A 22,979-nucleotide genomic window follows, 5' to 3' on the forward strand; every position below is an offset into this window, starting at 1 on the left:
TGAGGGTGGTACCCACATCGTCCCGGAGGTCTTCGCTCACCTCACGTGATCACAACGTGTCGGGGAAGAACACCTAGTCCCACACCCGCTCGACGAGCGGGGACACCCGCACGGCGATCTCTTCGCCGATGGTGCCGATCTGCTCTGCGAGGTCCGTCGCCGAAGCGGCGCCCTCCCCGTACACGACGATCTCATCGCCTGGCAGCGCCTCCCGCCAGGCACCGACCGCGCTCTCCAGCGCTCCGATGTGGATGAGCGGACGCAGGCCGACGGGCGTGCCGACCGAGACGCTGCCGGCGAGGGTGGACGGAAGCCCGTGGACCGATCCGATCGCGACGCGCACGCGGTCGGCCTCGACCGCGACGACGGGCGCGACGAGCGACGCGATGCGGCGGATGCCCAGGTCGTCCTCCCCCGGACCACCCGCAGGACGGATCCCGTAGGCGAACGCACCGACCCGCACGAGGTCTCCTCGGAAGGTCGGCCGTTCGAACGACGCGGCGCTCGCGGCGAGGTGCCGCAGCCGCGGATCCAGGCCCGCGCCGCGCGCCGTCTCGACGGCAGCGGCGAAGACCGCGGCGGCTGCGTCGTCCTCTTCATCGGACGCCTCGGCGAGGTGACTCCAGATGCCCTCGACGACGATGGCACCGGATGCCTCGTACTCCGCCGCTCGGCGGGTGGCGGCATCCCACTCCTCCGGACGGATGCCGTTGCGGTGCAGTCCCGTGTCGATCTTGAGATGCACCCTGGCGCGTGCGCCGCTCGCGAGTCGAGCGACGTCGTCGAGCAGTGCGATATCGCCGACGCCGATGTCGAGGTCGAGGTCGAGCGCCGCGAGCAGCTCGGCATCGGACGCCGCGATCCACACGAAGACGCGCGCATCAGCGCCCACGACACGACGCACCTCGGCGCCCGTGCGCACGTCGAAGGCCCCGAACCACCGCACTCCCTCGCGCCACGCGCGGCGGACGATCTGCTCGAGCCCGTGCCCGTAGGCGTCGTCCTTCACGACGAGCATGTGCTGAGCGGGTTCGACGCGCGCACGGATGCGGGCGAGGTTCGCCGCGAAGGCGTCGAGGTCGACGCGCAGCACGGGGCTCATAGCCACTCCCGGTGGGCGCGGAGACCGACCGTCGTGACGATCTCGAGTGCGCTCAGTCCGGTCGCGTCGGCCCACTCGCGGACCGATGGCGCACCGGCACCCGGGTCGCCGAAGAAGACGACCTCGTCTCCGCGCGCGACCGCCGCGTCGCCGATGTCGACGACGCAGACGTCCATGGCGACGCGACCGACGATGGGATGCAGCTCCCCCGCGATCGCGACCGTCACGCGGTCGCCCAGCGCGCGCACGATTCCCTGCGCGTATCCGCCGACCACGAGCGCGACACGCGTGTCGCGCTCGGCGCGGTGGGCGTAGCCGTACGAGACGCCCTCGCCCGCGCGCAGCGCCTTCACGCTCAGCACGGTGGCCGACAGGCGGAGGGCCGGCGAGAAGCCGTCGATGAGCCCCAGGAGCCGGTCGGTGTTCTCCGTCGAGTCCGGCGCGATCTCGAGCCCGAGCGCGGAGACGACCGACGCGACCTGCGCTGCCCCATGGCCGCACGCGTCGGCGCCGACGCCCACCGTGGCACCGCGCTCGAGTCGGCGCGCGTTGTCCCGGATCGCGTCGAGCGAGATCCGCGCGACGGGCGCACTGAGCGCAACAGGGTCGGCGATCACGCGCTTCAGACTATCCGCGGGTCAGAGCTTGATCGCCGTGAAGTGCTTGCTCGCGGCCAGACGCTCGATCTCGGCGCGTGCCGCACGGGCGTGCGCGTCGATCGCGGCGTGGGCGTCGGTCGTCGCATACGCGTCGCCCAGTGCGCGCCGCAGGATCGCGTCGGCGAGCTGCGGGTTGAGCGGCAGGGCCGGGCCCTGCACGTTCGTCGCCCAGACGCCGTCCGCCGCGACGGTCTCGAAGCCGCCCGCGATGCCGCCGATGCCCGAGACGACCCGCCCGTAGCGGGCCGCGTCATCCGACACCGACCACTCCGACGCGTGGTCCTCGAAGCCCACGAGCCTGCCGTCGACCGTGTCGGCGACGACGTAGCCCACCTTGCGGGTGCGGGTTCGTGCGACGCGCGCCGTCAGCATCCCGATACCGTCGACCGACGTGCCGTCGAGCAGTGCGATCCCCTCCGTCAGGAGCTCCGCGCCGCCGCCGACGGCGAAGACGGATGCGCCGGCCGCTCGCCTCTCGGAGAGCCACGCGCTCCGCGACGCGAGGTCATCGCGCACGGCACGGACTGCGGAGAGCGGACCATTGCCGATCACGACGATGTCGGCGGCAGCCGGCGAGGGGTCGCCGATGCCGGCGGCCTCGACGGTGACCTCGTGCCCCGCAAGACGCGCGCGGGTCGCGAGAACGTCGACGTTGCCCCTGTCGCCGGTGATGCCGAGGAGATCGAGGTAGAGCTGAACGATGTGCAGGTTCGTCATCGCCGCGCCACCTCCTGATCGCCGTAGCCGAGGATGCGTCGGCCGAGCATCATCAGCTCGTAGTTCACGAACCAGATCTGGCGGTCGCCGGCGGTCGGCGCGAAACCGCGCATGAGCTCGACGGCCTTCTCGATGTCGGGCTCGACGGTGCCGATCGGGATGCCCGCGTACGCGAGCCGCAGGGCGATCTGATGCGCCTTCTCGCCCGTCACCACGTCGACGTGGTCGAACGCGCTGAGGTCGACGTCGTAGAGCCACGACACATCCGGCGTGCCCTCGTCGATCGCCATCAGCAGGCGCTCGGGAGCGCCGTCGAGCGCATCGACGTTCAGCTGCAGGCTCGGTCCGTTCTTGAACATGACGAACTCGACCTGCTCGCCCGCCGGATCCCGGCGGAGCGGCACGAGCTCACCGCGCCCGTACGCCGGAGCCATGGCGGCGAAGCCGGCGATCGCGTCCCCGGCGTCGAATCGCGCTCCCAGGACGTGCTGCGCCGCGCTGAGGGCCGCGGCGGCATCGACGGCGTAGTGCAGCCCGCGAGCGGGAAGGGTGATCGCGATCTGCTGATCCCCGAGGCGCACCTCGACCGAGCGACCCGAGATCGATGTGACCTCGCTCGCGGCATCCTGCACGCGGGTGCCGGTCTCGCCGCTGCGCGTGTCGAGCGCGTTGACCAGGCCGTGCGCCGACGCGGCGACGACCTCCGCCGACGCGCCGAAGAACGCCGCGGGCGCCTTCAACGACGACACGTCGATCTTGCTGAGGTACGGGTCGTCGCGGTTGACGACGACGATTCCGGATGCGCGGGTCGCGGCGTCCAGCATCATGTCGGCGACGCGCTCCGTCTCGTAGAAGCGGTACAGCTGGTCGACCTGCACGTTGAGCGCGACGATGACGCTGGGGTCGAGGATGTCGGCGAGCTCGGCCGCGAAGCCCTCGTCGACCTCGAGCACCGCGGCATCCGCCTTCACCTTGCCGGTCAGCGTCGCGTCGGCGAGCAGAGCGCTCGTGACGCCCTGCGGGAGGTTCGCCCCCGTCGGGTTGGTGAAGACCTTGAGGCCGTGCGCGCGCAGGATCTCGCTGATCATGTGCGTCGTGGTCGTCTTGCCGTTCGAGCCGAGCACGAAGACGACGCCGTACGGGAACTGGCCGCCGAGCGTGCGCAGCAGCGAGGGCGCCATGCGGTTGGCGACGTAGCCCGGGAACGCCGAACCACCGCCGCGCAAGCGCGTCGCGAAGCGCGCGAGCTTGCCGGCGAGGATCGCTGGCGCGTACCGGATGCCGCTCCCGGTCGCGCCGCTCACTCGAGGTAGTCCCGCAGCGACTGCGAACGGCTCGGGTGACGTAGCTTCGCCATCGTCTTGGACTCGATCTGGCGGATCCGCTCGCGCGTCACGCCGAACGTGTCGCCGATCTGGTCGAGGGTCTTGGGCTGGCCGTCGCCGAGGCCGAAGCGCATGCGGATGACGCCCGCCTCGCGCTCCGAGAGCGAGTCGAGGAGCGACTCGAGCTGGCGCTGCAGCATCGTGAAGCCCACGGCATCGGCCGGCACGACCGCTTCGGTGTCTTCGATGAGGTCGCCGAACTCGCTGTCGCCGTCCTCGCCGAGGGGCGTGTGCAGCGAGATGGGCTCGCGCCCGTACTTCTGCACCTCGATGACCTTCTCGGGGGTCATGTCGAGCTCGCGGCTCAGCTCTTCGGGCGTGGGCTCGCGACCGAGATCCTGGAGCATCTGGCGCTGGACGCGGGCGAGCTTGTTGATGACCTCGACCATGTGCACCGGGATGCGGATGGTCCGCGCCTGGTCGGCCATGGCGCGCGTGATGGCCTGGCGGATCCACCATGTCGCGTAGGTCGAGAACTTGAAGCCCTTGGTGTAGTCGAACTTCTCGACGGCACGGATGAGACCGAGGTTGCCCTCCTGGATGAGATCCAGGAACTGCATCCCGCGGCCCGTGTAGCGCTTCGCGAGCGAGACCACCAGACGCAGGTTCGCGCCGAGCAGGTGCGACTTCGCGCGCTGACCGTCGCGGGCGACCCACTGCAGGTCGAGACCGAGCTGCTTCGTCTTCTCGACGGCCGACATGTGCGACAGCTTCTCCTCGGCGAACAGACCCGCCTCGATGCGCATCGCGAGTTCGACCTCTTCGGCCGCGTTGAGGAGCGGCACCTTGCCGATCTGCTTCAGGTAGTCCTTGACCGGATCGGCCGTCGCACCCGTGATCTGGGTCGAGTAGACCGGGACGTCCTCGTCGTCGGACGACGAGATGACGATCGCGCCGGTCGGCAGCGGCTCGGTGAAGGCGGGCTTGGTGCTCTCCTCCTCGTCGTCGTCATCCTCGGACTCGGCCGCCGGCTCGGCGTCGTCTGCGGACTTCGCCGCGCGGCCCTTGGCCTTCGGCGCGGGGGTCTCGTCGTCGTCGACATCGAGGTCCTCGATCTCGACCTCGTCGATCTCGACGTCGCCCTCGTCGTCGTCCTTCTTCGCGCCGCGCTTCGCGGCCGTCTTGGGCGCAGCCTTCTTCGCGGGTGCGGCCTTCTTGGCCGCGGGCGCCTTCTTGGCGGGAGCCTTCTCGGCGGCGACCGTCTCGGTCAGCTCAGCCTCGGTGTCCTTCGCCGCAGTCGCGGGGGCCTTCGTAGTCGTGCCAGGGGTCACGGTTCGCCTTTCACCGGTGGGCCTTCGTCGCAGGCCCTCGGGAGATTTCGGACACTAGTAAGACCCTTGTCAAGTCCCGAGACCGCCAGGACGCGCCTGCGGAACCAGTTGACAACGGGTCGATCCATCCAGTATCTCATACTCGCCGTCGGCTGATACCACACGACGTGAGGAGCGGATGCTTCATCCACAACGCCCACGGGCGTCGTGGCATTCCGTCAGGCCCGCTTGTCCTCGTCGGGAGAAGGGCGGCTCGCCAGGAAGCGCTCGAGCTCCGCGGCGAGCTCGTCGGCGCTCGGGAGATCGCCGGTGTGGATCATCGGCGTCGCGAGCGTCGAACCCGCCATGTAGGAGTCGTAACGCTCTTCGAGGCCCTGCAGCATGCGGGACAGCTCTTCGCTGCCCTCCACCTGCTCCGTGACCTTCGCCACGTAATCCTTGTTCTCGTCGCGCAGGTCGTCGCCCTGGAAGACGAGCCCCGTCGCAACGCCGAGACTGTCGAGACCCGCGAGGGCCGCCGCGGGGTACTCGGTGTCGGCGAGGTAGTGCGGGATGAGGAGCACGAATCCGGCGACGCGCGCGCCGGCTTCGGCGAAGCGGAACTCGAGGAGGTGACCGGCGGTCGACGGCACCTGCGTGTGCGGCTGCCACACCGAGTGCGCTTCCGTCAGCTCGCTGCGCGTCCCGCTCACCGTCGTGCCGATCGGGCGCGTGTGGGGCACGGGCATGGGGATCGCGTGCACCCACGTCACCGTCGAGGCCGCGTAGTCGTCGGCGAACGCGAGGACGGTCTCGCTGAAGGCATCCCACGCGAAGTCGGGCTCGTACCCCGCGAGCAGGAGGAAGGGCTGACCCAGCGCGTCGTGTGCGAGCGAGAGCTCGAGGCGGGGCGGTCGGTAGTCGGTCAGGTGGTCCTGCTCGAAGGAGACGATCGGGCGCCGAGCGCGGTAGTCCAGAAGGACGTCGTTCGAGAAGACGACGAGCGGGATGGGCTCGAGCTCTTCGCGGAAGTGGTCGACCAGCTGGCTCACGGCGCTGCCCGCATCGGTGAAGCCGGTCAGCGCGATGACGAACGGCAGCCCCGGCGGCACGGGCGGTGCGGAGGCCGAGCGCTCGTAGAGCGAACCGGTGTAGGGCATGCATCCATGCTACGAGCCGCGCATCACCCGCGGGCGCGCGGGCGATCCCGCTCACAGCGAACAATCGTCGCGTACCTAGGATGGAGACCATGGCCTTCCCCGACCTCGAGTACCGAACCACCCCCATCAGAGAGTCGGACGCCGACGCGATCCTGCTCGCTCTGCCCCCACTGGACGGCGAGCAGATCGCCGACTGGCCGGGTCTCGGCGAGTCGCTGTCGGCCGTCGGGTTCACCGGCGCCCCGGGCTCCTTCGTGCGGGCTTACGCGCCCGAGAGCACGTCCACTCCGCTCGCCGTGGTCGGCACGGGATCGGCTCCGGATGCCGCGGCCCTCCGCGATGCCGTGGGTGCCGGCATCCGGACCCTCACGGGGTTCGAGACCGTCGCCGTCGCCGCACCGCTCGCCGATCCCGCACTATGGGGCGCGGCCGCCGAGGGCGCCGCGCTGGGCGGCTACCGCTTCGACGGCTACAAGTCCGAAGCGCCCAAGCCCCGCGCGGCCCACGTCGTCGTGCACGGCACGACGGACGAGGATCCAGGAGCCCTCGCCGCAGCCGCCGCGATCGCCGACGCGGCCGCGCTCGTGAAGGATCTGGTCTCGATCCCCGCCGAGTGGCTGGGCCCGGAGGATTTCGCACAGCGCGCAGTGGACTCGGTGGAAGGTCGCGGCGTGAGCGTCGAGGTCCTCGACGAAGCCGCTCTCCGCGAGGGCGGGTTCGGCGGCATCCTGGGCGTCGGTCAGGGTTCCGACCGTCCTCCGCGCCTCGTGCGCCTCGACTACGCGCCCGCGGGTGCGACGCGTCATGTCGCGCTCGTCGGCAAGGGCATCACGTTCGACACGGGCGGTCTCTCGCTCAAGCCTGCCGCGTCGATGGTCGGCATGAAGTACGACATGTGCGGTGCGGCGACGGCGCTGGCCGTGCTGCGCGCGGCGGCCGCGCTCGCCCTGCCGGTGCACGTCACGGCGTGGCTCTGCATCGCCGACAACATGCCGTCCGGCCGTGCGACCCGCCCGGGCGACGTCCTGCGCATGGCCGACGGCCAGACCGTCGAGGTGCTCAACACCGACGCGGAAGGGCGCCTCGTCCTGGCCGACGGCCTCGTCGCCGCGAGCCGCGAGCATCCCGATGTCATCGTCGACGTCGCGACCCTCACGGGCGCCATCACGATCGCCCTGGGCACGCGCCACACGGGCGTCATGGGATCGGACGACGCCGTCGCCGACTACCTCGCCGCGGCAGCCGAGGTCGGCGAACTCGCCTGGCACCTGCCGCTGCCGGCGCACATGAACGACGAGCTGGACTCCCCCATCGCCGATCTGCAGAACGCGAAGATCGGCGATCCGGCCGGCGGCTCGCTCTTCGCGGGTCTCTTCCTGCAGCGCTTCGTCGGCCGCACGTCCGACGACGCGGATGCCCCCCGCATCCCCTGGGTGCACCTCGACATCGCCGGCGTGGGCATGAACAAGGGCGCGGGCTTCGGCTACACCGACAAGGGACCGACGGCCGCGACGGTGCGGTCGCTCATCCGCTTCATCGCGGGACAGGAGTGAACATGGCGGACCACGACTTCGACCTCGTCGTCCTCGGCGGCGGCAGCGGCGGCTACGCGGCCGCGATCCGTGCCGCGGAGCTCGGCAAGACGGTCGCGCTGATCGAGAAGGACAAGGTCGGCGGCACGTGCCTGCACCGCGGGTGCATCCCGACGAAGGCGCTGCTGCACGCGGCCGAGGTCGCCGATGTGTCGCGGGATGCCGCGTCCATCGGCATCCGCACCACCTTCGACGGCGTCGACCCGGCCGGGGTCCGCGCCTACCGCGAGGGGATCGTCGCGAAGAAGTACAAGGGCCTCGAAGGCCTCATCAAGGCGCGCGGGATCACCGTCGTGTCGGGCGAGGGCCGTCTGGAGGCGGGACCCGCCGTGCGGGTGGGCGACGACCTCTACCGCGGCACCGACGTCGTGCTCGCGACCGGCTCGTACAGCCGCACGCTGCCGGGGCTCGAGATCGGCGGCCGCATCCTCACGAGCGAGGGGGCCCTCGAGCTCGGCGAGATCCCCACGAGCGTCGTGATCCTCGGCGGCGGGGTCATCGGCGTCGAGTTCGCGAGCGTCTGGCGTTCGTTCGGCGTTCAGGTCACCATCGTGGAGGCGTTCGACCACCTCGTCCCGAACGAGGACGTCGCGATGAGCAAGGCGCTCGAGCGCGCGTTCCGACGGCGCGGCATCGAGTACGCGCTCGGCGTGCGCTTCCAGTCCGCGACGCAGACGGCGGATGCCGTCACCGTGACGCTCGAGGACGGCAAGACGTTCGAGGCCGACTACCTGCTCGTCGCCGTGGGCCGCGGCCCCGCGACCGCCGGGCTCGGATTCGAGGAGGCCGGCGTCACGATCGATCGCGGATTCGTGGTCCCCACGGACGAGCGGCTGCGGACCGCCGTGGATCACGTGTGGGCGGTCGGAGACATCGTCCCCGGGCTGCAGCTCGCGCACCGCGGGTTCCAGCAGGGCATCTTCGTCGCGGAGGAGATCGCGGGGCTCTCACCGGTCGTCGTCCCCGACCTGCAGATCCCCAAGGTGACCTACTCGCACCCCGAGGTCGCCTCCGTCGGCCTCACCGAGGCGCAGGCCGTCGAGGCCCACGGTGCGGACGGCGTGGTGTCGTACGAATACAACCTCGCGGGCAACGGCAAGAGCGAGATCATCGGCACGGGAGGCCTCGTCAAGGTCGTCCGGGCGAAGGACGGCCCCGTGCTGGGCGTGCACCTCGTGGGCGACCGCGTCGGGGAGCTCATCACCGAGGCGCAGCTCGCCGTGGGCTGGGAGGCGCATCCCGAAGACATCGCCCCGTACCTCCACGCGCACCCGACGCAGAGCGAAGCACTGGGCGAGGCGTTCCTCGCCCTCGCGGGCAAACCGCTCCACGCGCTCTGAGCGGCAGCCGTGTGCGCGGCACGAGAGCGCAGTGGCATCACTAAGCTAGACATCACATCGGCATCCTGAAGGAGACAAGCCCATGAGCACTTCCGTGGTCCTCCCCGCGCTCGGCGAGAGCGTCACCGAGGGAACGGTCACCCGCTGGCTGAAGAAGGTCGGCGACACCGTCGAGGCGGACGAGGGGCTGCTCGAGATCTCGACCGACAAGGTCGACACCGAGATCCCCTCCCCCGTGAGCGGTGTCCTCGAGGAGATCTTCGCGCAGGAGGACGAGACCGTGGAGGTCGGCGCCGTCCTCGCGAAGATCGGAGACGGTTCCGGCGCGTCGTCGGACGCGGATGCCGAGGCCGAGGCGCAGCCCGCGGCTGAACAGCCCGCCGCCGAGCAGCCCGCCGCTGAGCAGCCCGCCGCCGAAGAGCCCGCGGCAGCCGCGGAGCCGGCACCGGCGGCCGAGGCACCGGCGGCCGAGGCACCGGCGGCCGAGGCACCGGCAGCCGCGCCCGAGGCCTCGGGTGGCAAGGATGTCGTCCTTCCCGAGCTCGGCGAGAGCGTCACCGAGGGCACCGTGACCCGCTGGCTCAAGAAGGTCGGCGACGACGTCGCGGTCGATGAGCCCCTTCTCGAGATCTCCACCGACAAGGTCGACACCGAGATCCCTTCGCCGATCGCCGGCGTGCTGCAGGAGGTTCTCGTCCAGGAGGACGAGACCGTCGAGGTCGGCGCCGTGCTCGCTCGCATCGGCGACGGTTCCGCCCCGGCCTCCGACGCCCCTGCGGCGCCCGCCGAAGCGGCACCCGCCGCGGAGCCTGCTCCTTCCGCCGCGACCGAGGACGCCGAGCCGGAAGAATCCGCTCCGGCTGAGGCTCCCGCGCCCGTTCGGGCTGCTGCCCCCGCTGCTGCCGCACCGGCGGCTCCCGCGGCATCCGCACCCGCCGCCGCGTCCGACGACGACGGCATCTCCTACGTGACGCCGCTCGTGCGTCGACTCGCGCAGCAGCAGGGAGTCGACCTCGCGAGCGTGAAGGGCACGGGAGTGGGTGGTCGCATCCGCAAGGAGGACGTGCTCAAGGCCGCCGCCGCGGCATCCGCGCCCGCGGCCGCTGCACCCGCACCGGCCGCCGCAGCTCCGCTCGAGGTGTCGCCGCTGCGCGGCACGACCCAGCCGATGTCGCGTCTGCGCAAGGTGATCGCCGAACGGGCGGTCGCCTCGATGCAGCAGACCGCCCAGCTCACCACGGTCGTCGAAGTGGATGTCACGAAGCTCGCCTCGTATCGCGACGCCGTGAAGGCGGACTTCCTGGCGAAGACGGGCGACAAGCTGTCGTTCCTTCCGTTCTTCGCGGTCGCCGCCGTCGAGGCTCTCCAGGCCTACCCGATCATCAACTCGACCGTGGACGGCAGCGACATCGTCTACCCGGCGCACGAGAACATCGCGATCGCCGTCGACACAGAGCGTGGGCTCCTGACGCCGGTGGTGAAGGATGCCGCGGGCAAGAGCATCGCGCAGTTCGCCCGCGACATCGCCGACCTCGCGGCGCGCACGCGCGACAACAAGCTCAAGCCCGACGAGCTCGCGGGTGGGACGTTCACGCTCACGAACACGGGATCGCGCGGCGCGCTGTTCGACACCCCGATCGTGTTCCTGCCTCAGTCCGCGATCCTCGGCCTCGGTGCCGTCGTCAAGAAGCCGGGTGTCGTCTCGGTCGACGGCAAGGACGCGATCTCGGTGCGCTCGTACGTGTACCTCGCTCTGTCGTACGACCACCGCATCATCGACGGCGCCGACGCCGCCCGGTTCCTCGGTGCGGTCAAGGCCCGGCTCGAGGCCTCGGACTTCGCCCCGCAGCTCGGAGTCTGACACCCCCGGCACGAACGATCATGGCTGTTGCGCGACATACACGTCGCGCAACAGCCATCGTCGTCCGTCCTGCTGGACGACGATGAGCTGAGACGCGAGGACGCCCGACAGGTCGTCGGCGCGCAGCACCGCGACGCCCCCGAACTCGTCGACGATGGACAGCGCGCGGTCACGCGCGTCGAGGTCGATCACCCCCTCGGGAAAGGCGCCCGCCCCGGGAGCGACGACATCCGTCAGGCATCCCGCATCCTCTCGGCACGCAGTCCGCGCGCTGAGCAGTTCGGCAGCGATCGCCTCCAGGCCGGTGTCGGCCGTCGGCTGCGCCTCCGGCTCGCCCTCGGCCGCTGATATCGCGTGTGCGCCCGGCGTCGGCTCGGCGTCGGCCATCGTCTCGGGCACCCGCGAGGCGGAGGCGTCGGGGGCGGCGGCGACCGGCTGGGATCCCCCGGCCGGCCAGAGCAGGCCGCCGGCTACGACCACCGCGCCGACCGCGGCGGCGACGAGCAGGGGGGAGCGCCGCCCGCGGGGCCTGCGCGTCCGCAGACGCCGCCACACTCCCGTCGTCGCCCGCGAGACCGCATCGGCGAGGTCGGCGTCCACGTGTCGCGTCAGCTGGTCCATCCATCCTCTGTGCTCCTCGTGCTCCTCGTACTCGTCACCGAGGCTCGTCTCGCGCACGCGACGCGGAGGATGTCCCGGACTCACTGCGACGAGAGAGCGCCGTGGCGACAGGGGGGTGTCCGCCAGCGGCTCGGCTGCCGCGTGCGCGAACAGCTCGTCCTCCATGCGTGTGCAGTCCCGGATGCTGGCCCCGCCCTGCGCGACGAGCTCGTCGAACCCCTCCCACGGCATGCCGAGGACCTCCGCGGACACCTCGCGCACGACACCGAGCGTCTCGTCCGCCGCGACGGACTCCCCCACCCCCATCGCGATGACGGGCCGACGATCATCGGTGAGCCACCACTCGCCGTTCGCCGCATGCACGCGGGAGCCGAGCTCGGCGATCGCCCGCACGAGACTCACGCCGATGGTGATGGCCTCTCCTCGACCCACCGGTACGCCGGCATCGCGGCGCCGGCGCAGGAAGTCCGTGAGGCGCTCGACACAGGCCGGGAGGAGCACCTGGTGGGAGTCCGCCGTGCGCACGAGATCGAGCGGCGCCGCGATGTGGCCGTCGGCGCCGGCATCCCACCCCGCCCAGTCGTCGCCCAGCGTGCGCGCGTCGACGAGCACGCCCGAGAGCCCCGACGCGGTGCGCGTCAGGACACCCGACCACGGCCCGTCGACGGGGGCGGCGATCCGCCGCACTGCGCGGTACGGGGCGAGAAGGCGGTCGGTGGCGTCAGCGGTCACCCTCCGAGCATCCGTCGCCCCGCGTCGCCCGCCCGATTCGACGAGCACGTCGGTGGAACGCTGTGCGCGAACGTCACCTGAGGAGGAGCCGATGCCTCCCCTGTGCCGACGGTAGGCTGGTGCTCATGGCCCGCAGTACCGCTCCCGAGAAGCGTCCCGGCTTCTTCTCCCAGCTCAGCACCCTTTACACCTTCACGCAGAAGGCGTTCCGCTGGCTCCCGTTCCTCCTCGCAGGCATCGTCCTCCTCGGCATCGGCGCCGGTATCGCAGTCGGCTTCCTGCTCCCGCCCGTCGCCGTGTGGAGCGTCATCCTGTGGGGCGTCACGGGCCTCATGCTGGGCGTCCTCGGCGCGCTCATGCTGATGACGCGGCTCTCGACCCGCGCGATGTACAAGCGCCTCGACGGGATGCCCGGCGCGACCGGCCACGTGCTGTCGACCTCCCTCGGCCGTCGGTGGCAGGCGAGCGACATGCCCGTAGGCGTGAACCCCAAGACCCAGGAGGCGGTGTACCGCGCGATCGGCCGCGGCGGGGTCGTCATCGTCGGCGAAGGTGCGCGCGGCCGCCTCACGCGGCTGGTCAACGACGAGCGCTCGAAGGTGCAGCGCGTCGCGTCGGGCGTGCCCGTCCACGTGATCTACATCGGTCACGGCGACGACGAGGTGCCGATCGCGAAGCTCTCCTCCACGATCAAGTCGTACCCGAAGGCCATCGACCGGGCGACGATGGCGGCCGTCATCAAGCGGGTGGACTCGGTGTCGCAGTCGCTCGCATCCCTGCCGATCCCGAAGGGCATCGACCCCACGAAGGCCCGCGCGCCGCGCCCGCGCTAAGCGCGGACGAGTGCCGTTCCGGCGGCCTTGTCGTGCACGCCGCGGTTGTCGGCGTCCCAGATGACAGCCGGGACCACGAGCGCGAGCAGGACGGAGCGGACGATCGGGCGCCAGAGGCCGGGCCATCCCCCGGTCACGCGAATGACGCGCATGCCCGTGAGCCGATGGCCGGGGCTGCCGCCGATCGTCGGGATGAAGACGCACTGCACGACGATGAAGACGACGAGCGTGGCGATCGGGTCGTACGAGAAGAACGCGATCGAGATGAGGACGGCGCACGCCCAGTCGATCGCGATCCCGCCCACACGGCGTCCGAGTTTCGCAAGGCTGCCGGAGCCTTCCGCCGGAAGACCGAGGCGTTCGCCCGGATAGAAGCCCGCAGGGAGTTCGTCTGGCATCGTGCCAGCCTAATCAGACCTGTGTAACATGCCGGAAACAATGGTGTCACTGCCGGGACATGCCCCGCCGGTACCGTGCTCACAAGCCCGTCCGCGGGCCGACGTTCCCGAATGCCCTACCTCTGGAGCCTTAATGTTCAAAGATTCTTCCGAGGTGCTCAAGTTCATCAAGGACGAGGACGTCAAGTTCCTCGACATCCGTTTCACGGATCTCCCTGGTGTCCAGCAGCACTTCAACATCCCCGCTGCGACCGTCGATGAGGAGTTCTTCACCGTCGGCCAGCTCTTCGACGGCTCCTCGATCCGTGGATTCGCCAACATCCACGAGTCCGACATGCAGCTCATCCCGGACGTGTCGACGGCCTACCTCGACCAGTTCCGCGAGGCGAAGACGCTCATCATGGTCTTCGACATCTACAACCCCCGCACGGGAGAGATCTACGCGAAGGACCCGCGTCAGGTCGCCAAGAAGGCCGAGAAGTACCTCGCGTCCACCGGCATCGCCGACACGGCGTTCTTCGCCCCCGAGGCGGAGTTCTACATCTTCGACGACGTCCGCTACTCGGTGACGCAGAACGCCAGCTTCTACAGCGTCGACTCCGAAGAGGGCGCGTGGAACACGGGCCGTGAGGAAGAGGGCGGCAACCTCGCCAACAAGACCCCCTACAAGGGCGGCTACTTCCCCGTCGCACCCGTCGACAAGACCGCCGATCTGCGCGACGACATCTCGCTCAAGCTCATCGAGGCGGGACTGCAGCTCGAGCGCTCGCACCACGAGGTCGGCACCGGCGGACAGCAGGAGATCAACTACCGCTTCGACACGATGGTGCACGCGGCCGACGACATCCTGAAGTTCAAGTACGTCGTCAAGAACACGGCCGAGCAGTGGGGCAAGGTCGCGACCTTCATGCCCAAGCCGCTGTTCGGCGACAACGGCTCCGGAATGCACACGCACCAGTCGCTGTGGCTCGACGGCAAGCCCCTCTTCTACGACGAGAAGGGCTACGGCGGTCTGTCCGACATCGCCCGCTGGTACATCGGCGGCATCCTCGCCCACGCGCCCGCTCTGCTGGCGTTCACGAACCCGACGCTCAACTCGTACAAGCGTCTCGTGAAGGGCTACGAAGCCCCCGTCAACCTCGTCTACTCGGCGGGCAACCGGTCGGCGGCGATCCGCATCCCCATCACGGGTTCCAACCCCAAGGCCAAGCGCATCGAGTTCCGTGCGCCGGATGCCTCGGGCAACCCGTACCTGGCGTTCGCGGCCCAGCTGATGGCCGGCCTCGACGGCATCCAGAACCGCATCGAGCCGCACGAGCCGGTCGACAAGGACCTCTACGAGCTTCCCCCCGAGGAGGCCAAGAACATCCCCCAGGTGCCGAACTCGCTGCTCGACTCGCTCGAGGCGCTGCGCGCCGACCACGAGTTCCTGACGAAGGGCAACGTCTTCACGCCCGAGCTCATCGAGACGTGGATCGAGTACAAGATCGAGAACGAGATCAAGCCGCTGGCCGCGCGCCCGCACCCGTTCGAGTTCGAGCTGTATTTCGGCGTCTAACTATAAAGTGTGCCTGACCGGGGATTCTTCTCAACGATTCTCGGTCGAGTCCGCATCCAGTCCGCATTTCCTGCGCACAGCATGACGAAGGCCCCCGACCGCTACCGGTCGGGGGCCTTCGTCATGAGGACGACTCGGGGTCAGAGGTCCTTGCGCCCTCGGCGCGTGAGCGGCAGCACCTGCGCCCCACCGACCGCGAGCGCGGGGGCAGGCTCGGGCCGCCGCATGGCCGCCGCAAGGGCCGCGCGGGTGCTGTCATCCCGGTCGGGCCACAGGTGCCCGTAAACATCCAGCGTGGTCTTCGCGCTCGCGTGCCGCACCCGGGCCTGCACCGTCTTGATGTCGAGCCCGGAGGCGATCAGCATGCTCGCGAAGTAGTGGCGAAGGTCATGCAGGCGGAAGGCGTCCGGCAGCGAGGGCACCTGCCTCACTGCGCGTTTGAAGTGCACGTCGAGGCGGGCCGGGGTGATGGGCTGGCCCCACATGGAGACCACGAGGTGAACGGTGCCGTACTCCCGCGGCACGGCCTGCAGGCTGAGGGTGAGATCCGGCGGCACCGGGATCGGGGTCGCGCTGATCGGCGTCTTCAGCGGCCCCTCGAATGTGCCTTCGCTGTACTGGACTCGCGGCGTGACGACGCCTCTCATGAAGTCGACGTCGGCCATCGTCAAAGCCACCATCTCCCCCGCCCTCAGCCCTGCGAAAGCGCCGAGGAGCACGGCCCCCCGCATCGGCACGGGGAGCGCATCGTGGAGCGCCCACACCTGCTCGGTCGTAGCGACGTAAGGACGCTGCGCGCCTTGCTTGGGCGACGTACGCCTCGAGGTCGGGCTTCGTGTCACCAGCCCCTCATGGATCGCGTCCGCGTAGAGCTGGCTCAGACGGCGGTGTAGGGCGTACCGGGTCGAGTCAGCCAGCCCCTCGGCCTGAAGCTCGGCCATCCACGTCTTGACGTCGCTCGGCTTGAGGTCAGCGAGCCGGGCCGTACCGAACTGGCCCTTGATGCGCACGAGATGCGTGCGCGCCGAGCGCACGGTGCCGGGCCTGTTGACTGAATAGCCTTCCACCCACCGATCCGCCCACTCCGCGACCGTGATCCGCCGAAGGTCCGGCGGAATCCAGACACCCGCCTGCCGTGACGCCGACTCCCGGGCCAGGTGCTCCTCAGCGTCACGCTTGAGAGCAAAATGGCGGCTGTGCTCCTTACCTGTGGCGTCCCGGTAGCGTGCCCGGTACTTCCCCGTGCTCAGCTTCTGGATGCTCATCGTGCACCTGCCGGACGCTCGGTCACCCGACGCCAGTCAGCGAGCAGCTCTGTCACTGCAGCCCCGGCATCCGTCGAGTAGGCGATCTCCTCGCCCGCACCATCGGTGCCGGTCACCAGCAGACGGCCATCGTCACGCGCGGCGGTGACGTGGGCGTAGCTGCGCGATCCTTCGCCCATCTGCGCCCACTCCGGCGACCCCTCGCGGGCTCCCGAGGGCGCTGCTACCCAGCGCACGTCCACGCCGCGAGTGTAGGAGGCGGCGAGGGTGTCGCTGACGAGCCGGTCAGCAGCCGAGCGCATCACCCGAGCGACCTCGGCGGCTACCTGTGCAGGAGCCTCAGCCTCGAGACGGTCAAGCTCAAGGGCCACCTGCAGGCGAGCCTCCTCGAGCCGGACCACTTGCCGACGAAGCTCATGGGCGGCCTCATCCCACGCCCGGAGCCGGTAGCGCACGGCGTCCAGGCGCTCCGCCTCCTCCGGGTCGCCACCGATGCCGAGAAGGAGCGCCGGGTCAGCGCCGAGAGCCTTGGCGAGGTCCTCGACCTCGTGAGCTGCGAGGGTGCGCTTTCCATCCTCGAGGAGGGTCACGGTGTCGATCTTCCAGTTGTGCCCTGCCCCCTTCATGACGTTGACCACCCCCGTCTTGGTCAGCGTCGGCCGTGCACCGCCGCCTTCCCGAAGACGCTTGATGGTGCCGCCGATGGTGGCCTTTCGCAGCTCCCATGCAGCCTCAGGCGTGCCGGTCACGGGGCCACCGCCCACTCGTTCCAGAGACCTTCCGGCGCATAGCCCCCCGCGGCCCACTCGCTATCGGTGAGGTACACCACCGACGCGCCGTCGAAGTGAGTGTCGCCCTTCTCCCACGCCGCGACCTCGCGATCGGTCGCCTCAGCCGGCGGCGGCACTGCCACTCCGCCCACGACCCCCCAGATGGGGTAGTGAGGCTGGTGTGCGAAGCGCACCTCGGCCTCGGGATTCAGATCCTCGAGAGCGGTGAGGAGGTCGCGGACGTTCATGGGCAGCCTTTCGGGGTCAGCGTGGTAACACGGACGAGCATAGCTCCGAAAATATAGGAGCGCAATAATGCTTGACACCAGGAACTATCCGCGGCTAGCGTGACGAGCCCGTCACCCGAATCAGGCGGAGATTCGAAGTCCGAAAGATGCGGAGTCCACCATGATCCCCACCCCGTCAGATAGCCGCAACGAGCCGTTGAGCTGCGGCGCGCCCGCGAACGCCGACCCGCCGGACCCCTACCGCGAGCCGCCGATCAAGCTCGACCGACTCATGGACGTCCGCGAGACCGCCGCCGCCCTGCACCGCACGGAACGGTCCTTGCGGTGGATGGTCCGGGAAGGCACGGCCCCCAAGTCAGCTCTCATCGGAGGCCGACGCCTCTTCCGCGAGTCCGACGTCCGCACGTTCGTGAACGTCGCCTTCGAGGAGAGGTGATCACCGTGACGGAGCGCTCCCCCCGGGGCACCGCCATGCGGCGCAAGCGGCTTCACCCACGCCAGGGCGAACAGTACGGCTGGCTCACCGTGACCGGCCCGCCCGCAGGGCGACGGTGGCCCGTCGCTTGCGCCTGCGGGGCAAGGACGCACGTCGACGCCTCAAATCTGCTGGCCGGACGAGCGACTCGGTGCTCACGCGGCTGCCCCATGCCTGCTCTCCCTACGCCCGCTTACGACGCGCTGCATCGCGCAGCCGTAGCCGCGGGCGGCCCGGCATCCGACCACCCATGCGCGAGATGCGGAGCACCTGCCTCCGCCTACGCCTTCATCCCCGAGCCGGGCGCTCGTCTTCAGCGAGCACAGGGTGTCGGCTACCCCTACGGCGGCAGCGCAGGAATGTACCGGCCCCTGTGCGGGTCCTGCCACTCGATCATGGATCACGCTCGCGCCGAGGCAGACGCTCGCCGCGAACAGGGCTGGGTGCCGTTCGACCTGGATGACCTCTGACTCGCGCGCCGTCACTCCCCCGCTGCCGCAGACCCGAAACGGAGACCATCACCATGCACGACGGCGTTGACGAACTCGTCGCTAGACGACGCAGGTGGTGAGAGGTCAATGTCATCCACCCTCACCCACATCGCGCTCGAGAAGGCGATCGAACAACGGCACCCGATTCTGCCCGGCCTTCGCTTACACCCCGTCCGAGGAAAACGGCCGTGTCATTCGGGCTGGGCAAACGCTTCCACCGTCAGCCCGGTGGGACGAGCGATTCTGGCCCGCCGTGAACACGACGGATGGGCCTGTGCACTTCGCGGCTCCGGTGCCATCGTGATCGATCTCGACCTCCACCACGAGAATGCCGACGGCCCGCATTCCTGGAAACAACTCGTCGGAGCGGACGTTCCACTTCCCGCCGCAATCGGCTACACCCCCGGCGGCGGGCAGCACTGGTGGTATCGCGATCCAGGTGATGTCGGTCCTCACCTCGGCATCCTGCCCGGCGTGGACGTCTGCGGGCCGGTGCCCGGCACACAGGTCGTCGTCACAGGGCCCGACCGCGTACTCGTCATCACCGGCACACCGTTCACCCGGCCGCCGGTGGCACTTCTGGACCTGCTCCACGCCCGAGTCGCCGCAGCCCAGAGCCGCCCCACTACGACAGTCCGACTCGGTGACGCCGCCACCGGCGCACGCCTGCGCGGCCTCGCGAAGCGCGTGGATGAGGCCGTACCCGGACAGCGAAACACCACGCTCTACTGGGCCGCCTGCCGAGCGGCGGAGTTCGCCCCGCGAGAGCACGCGGAGGCGGTACTCAGGGCGGCGGCGGTGCGAACGGGTCTGACAGCGCTGGAAGCCGTCAGCACCATCGCCAGCGCCTACAAGACCGGCGCGGCGGCCGATGCCCCGCGCGTGCGCTGAGCCGAGAGAACTGCGCATGGGCATCGCCTTTCAGAAGGAGATCCGTCTCGCGTGGCAGCCTCACCTGCACCCCGCGCCGATGCTCCTGCTCACCTGGATCGTCGGCAAGCTGAAGGATGCCGACGTCGCGAGACTCATTGAAGCCGACATCCCGATCACGGTCAGCTTCCCTGCGAGAGTGATCGCCGAGGAGGTCTACGGCGTGCCGTGGCCCGATGACGCCAGAGGCCGACACCGCCTCTACGCCCGGATGGACCACGCATTCGGGGCGCTCGCATCAGCGGGGGCGCTCACGCAAATCGTGAAGGGCGGGCACCGGCACACGCGCGCCTACGTCGTCCATCCGTCTCCGCCACCACCAGCCGCAGACGTCCTCCGCGACATCTACTGACGGCTGACACGGCCTCCGCTGCACCAGGCTGAGAGTGGGGCAGCGTGACGACCGCGCGAACGCCGCTGCACCGGGCGGGGCCTGACACTGCACCAGGCTGGGCCTGACACTGCACCAGGCTCAGCCTGGTGCCATAGAAGTTAGACCTTTAGAAGTGTGAGCACCTCCCCCGCCCACACCGCCAGCGCGACCACCCGACCGCACGCGAGGTCGGCAGTCCCGCACTCGTCTATTCACGAGCGCGGCGCTCGCCCCAGTCAGCCATCGCGCCGCCGGTGGGACCGTGCGAGCTGAGGAACGCGAGGTGGATGCGCCAACAGGCCTCGCGCAGTGTGGTGGCCCAGCCGATCACCTCGTCGCGCCACACCGCCTTGTACCTCAGCTCGGTCCCGTTGCTCACGCGCCGCAACTCCACCCGCCCGTACTCACGGCCATCGGGAGCGACCATTATCCACACGCCGGTCGGCCCCTCCACCGCGGCGAGCACAGGGTGCCACTCAGCCAACGGACCCCTCACTTCCTCCGGCCGATGCCCCAAAGCTACGCTCACGCGACGACACTCGTCGGGCTTTTGACAGCGGCCGGAGTCCCGGGGGACACCTGCCCCGCGCGTTTACCCGGAAGCGCCGAATAAAGGCGGCGAATGCCGGGGAGAGAATCGAGAAGGCGGCGGGCCGCCGCCGATGCTGGCTTCCGTCCGCGTGATCGTGCGGCTATCGTCCTGGCCATGGCTTGGCTGCTGTGCTCGAGGTGCCGGGTCCGTCCCGGTGACTACCGCCGCCGCGATATCGGTGGCCCTCACCGCGCCGCCAGTAGCGACCAGCCGCTCTGCCACGAGTGCGTGATCTCACTGCGCCTGCTCATGCTGCGGAGGCTGTCGTGGGCGTCGCGCGTGGCCCAGCGCACGGGGCAGCGCGTCACCGTGCGCGTCGATCCCGATGGGCGGTAAAGGCTCCGGGCGCAGGGCTGTCCCTCCGCTGCTCGAGCGCGGTCAGTGCCTCCACGGACACCTCATCGAGCACCCCGCCTCGGTCTACGTAGATCCGAGCGGCGCTCAGCGATGCCGAGCGTGCCGCCGCGATCACGCGCGCCGTGCCCGCCTCCAGGACCCGCATGCCTGGCGTGCGCAGGGCCTCGGTCCGCTCGCCGGACAGTGATCGAACGGGCCTTCCACACTCAGCGAACTCGACGGTACGCTCCAGACCCCTAGAGGAGGAGGCCCTCATGAGCACCATCGCCGTCACGTCCGAGCTCGACCCGCCGGTCGGCTATCCCGAGCGCCACTGGTCTGAGGACCCGTTTTGGTCGGTCAGCCCTGAGCTCCGCACCGACTACATCGCCGCTGCCGCTCGCGGGGTCGGGGGCGCGAAGCAGTACGGGGGCTTGTCGGAGCCGGGGCTGATCTGGCCCACCGACGACGGCGGTCGGGAGTGGCGGCCCGCATCGTTCGAGGAGTGGTCGCACCAGACCCGCTGGGAGGCGGCCGTGCACGCCGTCGACACCCGTCGCCGTGAGGCTGAGGCACGAGCCGCCTCGACCCGCACTTGCGCCTCGTGCGGCGAAGAGGGTCTCATCCAGCGCGGCTTCACCACGATCACCGTCAGCCATATCACCGCGTGGTCGTGCCCGTCGTGCGCCCCGCTACTCGCGACAGAACTGGCCGCGCAGGCCCCTGGGACGGGAGGCCGCACTCGGGGCGACCTCGCTCGCGCCGCGGCCGCGCGGCTGCTGGCCGAGGCGGTCGCGTCATGACCTCCGGACGGGAGGCGACGGCCTCCACACTCACGGAGGCGACCTCCTTGTCGCCTCCCGCCCGGAGCCCTCTGTCCACCCCGCGGCTCGTCGCGCGGCCCCACCGCCGCACCTTCAACGACGATCTGCTGCGCGCCGCCGCGGGCGCGTTGAAGACCGGCGTCGCCGTGATCCTCGGCCGCGGGCTGGTATGGGATGAGCAGAACGGCGGCTATGGCCGCTGGCGGCCGTCCGCCTTCCTCGGCCACCCGGTCCCGCCGCTGTTCGCCGCTCACGGCGACGTCGGTGACGAACGCTCACAGCCGCGCGTGATCGCGGACGGTATCGCCTCCGACCTCAGTTCCAGCGGCTACGACGCGGTCTGGGTCATGAGGCCTGACGCCGACGCCTACGATGCCCTTCGTGAGCACCTCGAGGCGGGCCGCTCTGGCCTGAGCTTCGAGGGCTTCGCCACCACCGTCGCCGCCCCCACCGGGCGGTGGTCCTGGACGCACCCGCGCGACCACGACGAGATCGACTACGACCGACCCGTCGGCTTCGCCATCGTGGACCAGCCGGGCCACGAGCACGCCCGCATCGACGCCGTACTCACCAGCGACGCCTCCTGGCTCCTCGACTACGACACCCACCGGCTCGAGGCTGACCAGTCGCCCCGTGCGGGCCGTGACGCCCTCGACACGGCCTGGGTGTACACCGAGGCCAGGGGAGCCGACCCACGCCGATACAGGGGGGCCACGGGGCGCTCGAGCTGGCGCGGCGCCAGCGTCGCGCCCCGGGCCACCCCGACTCCAGCCGACGTGCGGGGGCTGCCCCTTGAGGAGAGCGGCCCCTTCCCGCTCACGCTGCGCCGACTTGGCCCGTGATCCGCTCGGCTCGCCCCGGTGCGCCGCTGCACGCGTCACCAAGTTGACCGACAATTGACTCATGCGGAGCCTGCGCGGAGACCGGTACCTAGTCGGGCTTGATGCAGCACAGCTCGCCCTCGCGTCCGCCCTTGAGGCACCGGAGCCACGCGAGGACACGGTGTGGGAGGCGCTCATCGCCACCCTGGCCTGGCTGTACCGTACCGAGGCGCTCGAAGTGAAGGACGACCCCGACAACTACTACGCGCACCGCGCCACCCGGCACGGTGGCCAGGCGCTGGGTGGCCTCATCTACTTCCGCGGCGAAGTCGAGCACGCCCACCAAGAACACCCCTATCGTCTGGGGTGGACCGATCCGCCGCCGACAATGATCTACCAAGACGGCGAGTGGGTCCCGTCCACCTCAGACCTTCTCACGGCGCACACCCGTGTACGAATGGCCGAGGTGGGCATTGACCCGATCCGTCCAGTCGGTCAGATCCATACCTGGGTCTTTCCATCCCTCCACGCCGACGCGCGGCCCGATAAGCACCACCGCGACACCTGGTACGCCGAGCACGTCAAAGGCTGGCCGCTCCGGGTGCCGCTCAGCGCGGCCGTGGAGTACCTGCGTGAACGGTAGTCG

The 22,979-nt window shown here is 70.1% G+C and carries 23 protein-coding genes; 11 read left to right on the forward strand and 12 right to left on the reverse strand.

All coding sequences use genetic code 11. From position 1 onward, the window contains the following. Positions 1-73: 73 nt before the first annotated feature. From ACTIFV_RS16165 to ACTIFV_RS16190, 6 genes are all read right to left on the reverse strand, one after another. A complete protein-coding gene (locus ACTIFV_RS16165) occupies positions 74-1,102 on the reverse strand; it encodes an alanine racemase (protein WP_439593831.1) in 1,029 nt (342 codons plus the stop codon). Next, the gene (locus tag ACTIFV_RS16170) at positions 1,099-1,719 is read right to left on the reverse strand and encodes an alanine racemase C-terminal domain-containing protein (protein ID WP_439593832.1); all 621 of its coding nucleotides are present in this window, start codon (positions 1,717-1,719) and stop codon (positions 1,099-1,101) included. Before ACTIFV_RS16170 ends, ACTIFV_RS16165 begins: the two co-directional genes overlap by 4 nt. 21 nt (positions 1,720-1,740) lie before the next feature. After that, a complete protein-coding gene (locus ACTIFV_RS16175; protein ID WP_439593833.1) occupies positions 1,741-2,478 on the reverse strand; it encodes a type 1 glutamine amidotransferase in 738 nt (245 codons plus the stop codon). Then, complete coding sequence (locus tag ACTIFV_RS16180; RefSeq protein WP_439593834.1) at positions 2,475-3,782, reverse strand: MurT ligase domain-containing protein; 1,308 nt, start codon at positions 3,780-3,782, stop codon at positions 2,475-2,477. The genes ACTIFV_RS16175 and ACTIFV_RS16180 overlap by 4 nt, the downstream gene beginning before the upstream one ends. Then, on the reverse strand, positions 3,779-5,134 hold the full coding sequence (locus tag ACTIFV_RS16185) for an RNA polymerase sigma factor (protein WP_439593835.1): 1,356 nt from the start codon (positions 5,132-5,134) through the stop codon (positions 3,779-3,781). The genes ACTIFV_RS16180 and ACTIFV_RS16185 overlap by 4 nt, the downstream gene beginning before the upstream one ends. Before the next feature lie 218 nt (positions 5,135-5,352). Beyond that, on the reverse strand, positions 5,353-6,273 hold the full coding sequence (locus ACTIFV_RS16190; protein ID WP_439593836.1) for a proteasome assembly chaperone family protein: 921 nt from the start codon (positions 6,271-6,273) through the stop codon (positions 5,353-5,355). Positions 6,274-6,362: 89 nt separating this feature from the next. Here ACTIFV_RS16190 and ACTIFV_RS16195 point away from each other — a divergent pair, with 89 nt between their 5' ends. From ACTIFV_RS16195 to sucB, 3 genes are all read left to right on the forward strand, one after another. Continuing rightward, positions 6,363-7,826, forward strand: coding sequence for a leucyl aminopeptidase (locus ACTIFV_RS16195; RefSeq protein WP_439593837.1), 1,464 nt, complete (start codon positions 6,363-6,365; stop codon positions 7,824-7,826). Between the two features lie 2 nt (positions 7,827-7,828). After that, entirely contained in the window at positions 7,829-9,205 is a 1,377-nt protein-coding gene (lpdA, locus tag ACTIFV_RS16200) for a dihydrolipoyl dehydrogenase (protein ID WP_439593838.1), read from the forward strand. A gap of 82 nt (positions 9,206-9,287) precedes the next feature. Further along, positions 9,288-11,066 carry a 2-oxoglutarate dehydrogenase, E2 component, dihydrolipoamide succinyltransferase gene (gene sucB / locus ACTIFV_RS16205; protein WP_439593839.1) on the forward strand — a complete coding sequence of 593 codons (1,779 nt, stop codon included), beginning with the start codon at positions 9,288-9,290 and terminating at the stop codon, positions 11,064-11,066. 18 nt (positions 11,067-11,084) lie between these two features. Here sucB and ACTIFV_RS16210 read toward each other — a convergent pair whose 3' ends face one another. After that, the gene (locus ACTIFV_RS16210; RefSeq protein ID WP_439593840.1) at positions 11,085-12,419 is read right to left on the reverse strand and encodes a hypothetical protein; all 1,335 of its coding nucleotides are present in this window, start codon (positions 12,417-12,419) and stop codon (positions 11,085-11,087) included. Positions 12,420-12,544: 125 nt separating this feature from the next. Here ACTIFV_RS16210 and ACTIFV_RS16215 point away from each other — a divergent pair, with 125 nt between their 5' ends. Then, complete coding sequence (locus ACTIFV_RS16215) at positions 12,545-13,252, forward strand: DUF4191 domain-containing protein (protein ID WP_439593841.1); 708 nt, start codon at positions 12,545-12,547, stop codon at positions 13,250-13,252. Here the strand turns inward: ACTIFV_RS16215 and ACTIFV_RS16220 are convergent. Continuing rightward, positions 13,249-13,650 (reverse strand): RDD family protein, encoded by a 402-nt coding sequence (locus ACTIFV_RS16220; protein ID WP_439593842.1) that lies wholly within the window; start codon positions 13,648-13,650, stop codon positions 13,249-13,251. The two genes, ACTIFV_RS16215 and ACTIFV_RS16220, sit on opposite strands and share 4 nt — an antisense overlap. Before the next feature lie 133 nt (positions 13,651-13,783). On the opposite strand from ACTIFV_RS16220, the gene glnA reads away from it, so the two are divergent. Then, positions 13,784-15,208 carry a type I glutamate--ammonia ligase gene (gene glnA, locus ACTIFV_RS16225; protein WP_439593843.1) on the forward strand — a complete coding sequence of 475 codons (1,425 nt, stop codon included), beginning with the start codon at positions 13,784-13,786 and terminating at the stop codon, positions 15,206-15,208. 140 nt (positions 15,209-15,348) lie between these two features. On the opposite strand, the gene ACTIFV_RS16230 is transcribed toward glnA, so the two are convergent. From ACTIFV_RS16230 to ACTIFV_RS16240, 3 genes are read right to left on the reverse strand one after another with little or no spacing between them, the layout of a single operon-like run. Then, positions 15,349-16,473, reverse strand: a complete 1,125-nt coding sequence (locus ACTIFV_RS16230) for a tyrosine-type recombinase/integrase (RefSeq protein ID WP_439593844.1) — start codon at positions 16,471-16,473, stop codon at positions 15,349-15,351. Continuing rightward, positions 16,470-17,222: a hypothetical protein gene (locus ACTIFV_RS16235; protein ID WP_439593845.1), complete on the reverse strand. Its 753-nt coding sequence runs from the start codon at positions 17,220-17,222 to the stop codon at positions 16,470-16,472. The genes ACTIFV_RS16230 and ACTIFV_RS16235 overlap by 4 nt, the downstream gene beginning before the upstream one ends. Continuing rightward, positions 17,219-17,491, reverse strand: coding sequence for a hypothetical protein (locus ACTIFV_RS16240; protein ID WP_439593846.1), 273 nt, complete (start codon positions 17,489-17,491; stop codon positions 17,219-17,221). Before ACTIFV_RS16240 ends, ACTIFV_RS16235 begins: the two co-directional genes overlap by 4 nt. 160 nt (positions 17,492-17,651) lie before the next feature. On the opposite strand from ACTIFV_RS16240, the gene ACTIFV_RS16245 reads away from it, so the two are divergent. The 3 genes from ACTIFV_RS16245 (at position 17,652) to ACTIFV_RS16255 (ending at position 19,739) form a co-directional block, all read left to right on the forward strand. Next, on the forward strand, positions 17,652-17,927 hold the full coding sequence (locus ACTIFV_RS16245; protein ID WP_439593847.1) for a helix-turn-helix transcriptional regulator: 276 nt from the start codon (positions 17,652-17,654) through the stop codon (positions 17,925-17,927). A 617-nt stretch (positions 17,928-18,544) separates the two neighbouring features. Continuing rightward, entirely contained in the window at positions 18,545-19,348 is an 804-nt protein-coding gene (locus tag ACTIFV_RS16250) for a bifunctional DNA primase/polymerase (RefSeq protein ID WP_439593848.1), read from the forward strand. A gap of 16 nt (positions 19,349-19,364) precedes the next feature. After that, complete coding sequence (locus ACTIFV_RS16255) at positions 19,365-19,739, forward strand: hypothetical protein (RefSeq protein ID WP_439593849.1); 375 nt, start codon at positions 19,365-19,367, stop codon at positions 19,737-19,739. Positions 19,740-19,968: 229 nt separating this feature from the next. On the opposite strand, the gene ACTIFV_RS16260 is transcribed toward ACTIFV_RS16255, so the two are convergent. Continuing rightward, complete coding sequence (locus tag ACTIFV_RS16260) at positions 19,969-20,139, reverse strand: hypothetical protein (protein ID WP_439593850.1); 171 nt, start codon at positions 20,137-20,139, stop codon at positions 19,969-19,971. Between the two features lie 824 nt (positions 20,140-20,963). On the opposite strand from ACTIFV_RS16260, the gene ACTIFV_RS16265 reads away from it, so the two are divergent. The 3 genes from ACTIFV_RS16265 to ACTIFV_RS16275 all read left to right on the forward strand — a co-directional run bounded on the left by ACTIFV_RS16265 (position 20,964) and on the right by ACTIFV_RS16275 (position 22,976). After that, on the forward strand, positions 20,964-21,491 hold the full coding sequence (locus tag ACTIFV_RS16265; protein ID WP_439593851.1) for a hypothetical protein: 528 nt from the start codon (positions 20,964-20,966) through the stop codon (positions 21,489-21,491). Then, entirely contained in the window at positions 21,488-22,354 is an 867-nt protein-coding gene (locus ACTIFV_RS16270; RefSeq protein ID WP_439593852.1) for a hypothetical protein, read from the forward strand. The genes ACTIFV_RS16265 and ACTIFV_RS16270 overlap by 4 nt, the downstream gene beginning before the upstream one ends. A gap of 61 nt (positions 22,355-22,415) precedes the next feature. Then, positions 22,416-22,976: a hypothetical protein gene (locus ACTIFV_RS16275; protein ID WP_439593853.1), complete on the forward strand. Its 561-nt coding sequence runs from the start codon at positions 22,416-22,418 to the stop codon at positions 22,974-22,976. Positions 22,977-22,979 lie beyond the last annotated feature (3 nt).

This window comes from Microbacterium sp. (assembly GCF_051860965.1).
Taxonomy (GTDB): domain Bacteria; phylum Actinomycetota; class Actinomycetes; order Actinomycetales; family Microbacteriaceae; genus Microbacterium.